Genomic DNA, 2458 nt, shown 5'->3' with positions numbered 1-2458 from the left:
TCATACCATCCTTCTCCTTCCGGCTTGTTTTCTAGTGTCGTTGTTTCGATTTGTTTTTTGTTTTTAAAACGTATATAAGTAGACATTGTTCCTCCACTTTTTTAATTCCAAATTTTGGAAGTAGCCTCTAATCCTGGACACTGCCAAGCTTTGAGTGTTCTTTCTACATCTACTTCAAGTTCTTCTGTTAAAAAATTGCTCCGAAAGTTATATATTCCCCACTGTATAAATTGACCATAGATAGTATCATACATAGTATCGCCCATATCAAATTCAGGCGTTTTACCAACCATGCTATTTCCAGAATGGAGTTCCGATGATGTATACAGCAATATTGCCACTGTTTTTCCGGCCGGAACTTCTACATTACCAGATGCGGCAAATTCATTATCATCGCTTGTATGTTTATAAATATTTAGCCAAGTAATTTTTGAAATCTTTGATTTATTAACATTAGTGTTATCAGGTATTCCAACATATAATCCTGCTCCCTCTGCTGATCCAACAAAATTTATTATCTTACTTATATTCATATTTGTAGTATTTTTTACAAATATTACTCCCAGTGCAGCGTAAGGATACTGGTATATGACATTTATATTTTTAAAACTATCGCGTATCAGCCTTGTATATGATTCTCCATAGATGAATGCGCCTTTGCTTCCTTCTAAAAAACACAACTGTCTTGGCCTATAAAAGCTAACATAACTTGTATCATAGGTATGGCTGCCCGCAAGTAGTTGCAGCATATGATCTGTTTTTGTTATATCGCTGCTCCATTGGCCTAATTCAGTTGTAAAAGCTCCATGACCGAAGTAATTATTTTTTCTACTTAGCACCCCAAACAAAAATGGTAATGAACCAGGCTCAACCATATTTCTATTTTTTACCTCTTGCTTAACTAATGACTTTAACTGTTCTTCTCTAGTTCTTACTTCCTTCATAATTGAAGAACCATTTGGCACATCGTTGATTGATTTAAAGTTATTTACTAAACTTTTAAGATTATTCGTCTGATCTATTCCTATGCTATTTATTGTAGCAATATTAGTATTTTTACGAGTATCAAGTAATGATATATATGAGTCTGATGAACTTTTTAAGGAGTTTAAGGAATTGGTTTTTAGTATATTTATTTCATTTACAGATTGTGTCTTTACTGTGGTTATAGCTGAAATAGAGTTTTCTTTATTAGTATTTATCTCGTTTAGGTATGAATTTGTACTGCTCTGAAGTTCCTTTAGCTTTCCATTAGTCATCTGCACAATCTCAGAAACTGCACTCTTGTCAACTATTGATTCAAGTGTTTTAGCAAGATATGCCAATTGGTCAGGAGTACTGGTTGCTGCTAAATCCTTAAGTCTTTTTTGCAGTGTATCGATTATCTCTTTTATTGCAGTTATTTGAGTAATATTGGAAATTTCCTTTTTATCTACTATTAATTCAAATGCTTTAGCAAGATATGCTAGTTGATCAGGTGTGCTATTTGCAGCTAAATCTTTGATTCTTCTATGCAAAGTAGAAACTACCTCGTTAGTCATTTGTTGCTCCAAAAGTTCAAAAAAGTTTCAAAATTAAATCTTTCAAATGCTTTTTTAAGATTTTTATGTTCATTTTCCCTACTGGTAATATCCTCATCTATTTTTTCAATGCTTGTGCGAATACGTACCACATCTTGCACGGCAATATTTTCTGGATGAGGCAGTGGATATCCTCTATTCGTTTTATCTTTTGGCATTTCATGTAATAATTATTCGCAAATTTTTCACTTTAGGGCGATATTGCACTGTACCACTAAGAACTAGCTTTATCCTGGTTTCATTGGCATTAAAGTTTGTCAGCATATGAGTTCTCTCCACCCAGTTGTCGCCGATAGGTTTTCCTGTTGTTAAATTAACTAGCTGCCATTCTCTTTCCACGTTTTTTTGCACATATGCTTTAACATCGGCAGTACCAGGTATTAATGCATCATAAGTAATTAGACCTTCTGCAAAACGTGAAACTTAGCTTGGAAGATTTCTCTTCGTATTTTTTAAAAATTTTCTTGTTTAGAGCGTTGTAGAGAAGCAAAGTCACACATGGGATAGGTTTTTATACCCCCCAAAGAGAATTTGACGTTTATTTCTTTGTTTCGCAGAAGGTCTATTGTTATCTTAGTATTTGAACCTGCTGGAATGCTCCTGGTTACGTAATCTGCAGATTCTCCCACATTGCCAAGAACCAATTGTAAACCGGGGTAAAGTACCGGGCTTCTCTCTTTTGAGCCTTTTAGCGTTGCTTTTACAGTTAATTCTCCAGAGAGTCTTGAACGCAGCGCTAATGGCAAATTATCAGATAAAAAATGCTCTTTTCCATCCTGTTCAGTTAAAATAAACTCAGCATTAGTATCAAATGAGACTTTTTCAACGTTTGCCAGAGCAATTAAATCTGAAGTGTTATTTGCGGTAATCTTGCCAAG

2 protein-coding genes and 2 pseudogenes are annotated in these 2458 nt (G+C 34.4%); all 4 read right to left on the bottom strand.

The window, feature by feature from the left end; translation table 11 throughout:
* Positions 1 to 101 precede the first annotated feature (101 nt).
* Entirely contained in the window at positions 102 to 1541 is a 1440-nt protein-coding gene (locus tag IC220_RS07075) for a hypothetical protein (protein WP_188153737.1), read from the bottom strand.
* The gene (locus tag IC220_RS07070; protein ID WP_188153736.1) at positions 1538 to 1738 is read right to left on the bottom strand and encodes a hypothetical protein; all 201 of its coding nucleotides are present in this window, start codon (positions 1736 to 1738) and stop codon (positions 1538 to 1540) included. The genes IC220_RS07075 and IC220_RS07070 overlap by 4 nt, the downstream gene beginning before the upstream one ends.
* Before the next feature lies 1 nt (position 1739).
* Positions 1740 to 1979: pseudogene (locus IC220_RS07065) on the bottom strand (hypothetical protein); the annotation flags it as partial.
* Between the two features lie 53 nt (positions 1980 to 2032).
* Positions 2033 to 2458, bottom strand: a pseudogene (locus IC220_RS07060) (hypothetical protein); the annotation flags it as partial.

It is taken from the genome of Wolbachia endosymbiont of Pentalonia nigronervosa (genome assembly GCF_014534705.1).
GTDB lineage: Bacteria > Pseudomonadota > Alphaproteobacteria > Rickettsiales > Anaplasmataceae > Wolbachia.
The sequence above is the reverse complement of the archived record's forward strand: the minus strand, read 5'-3'. Positions and strand labels throughout refer to the sequence as shown.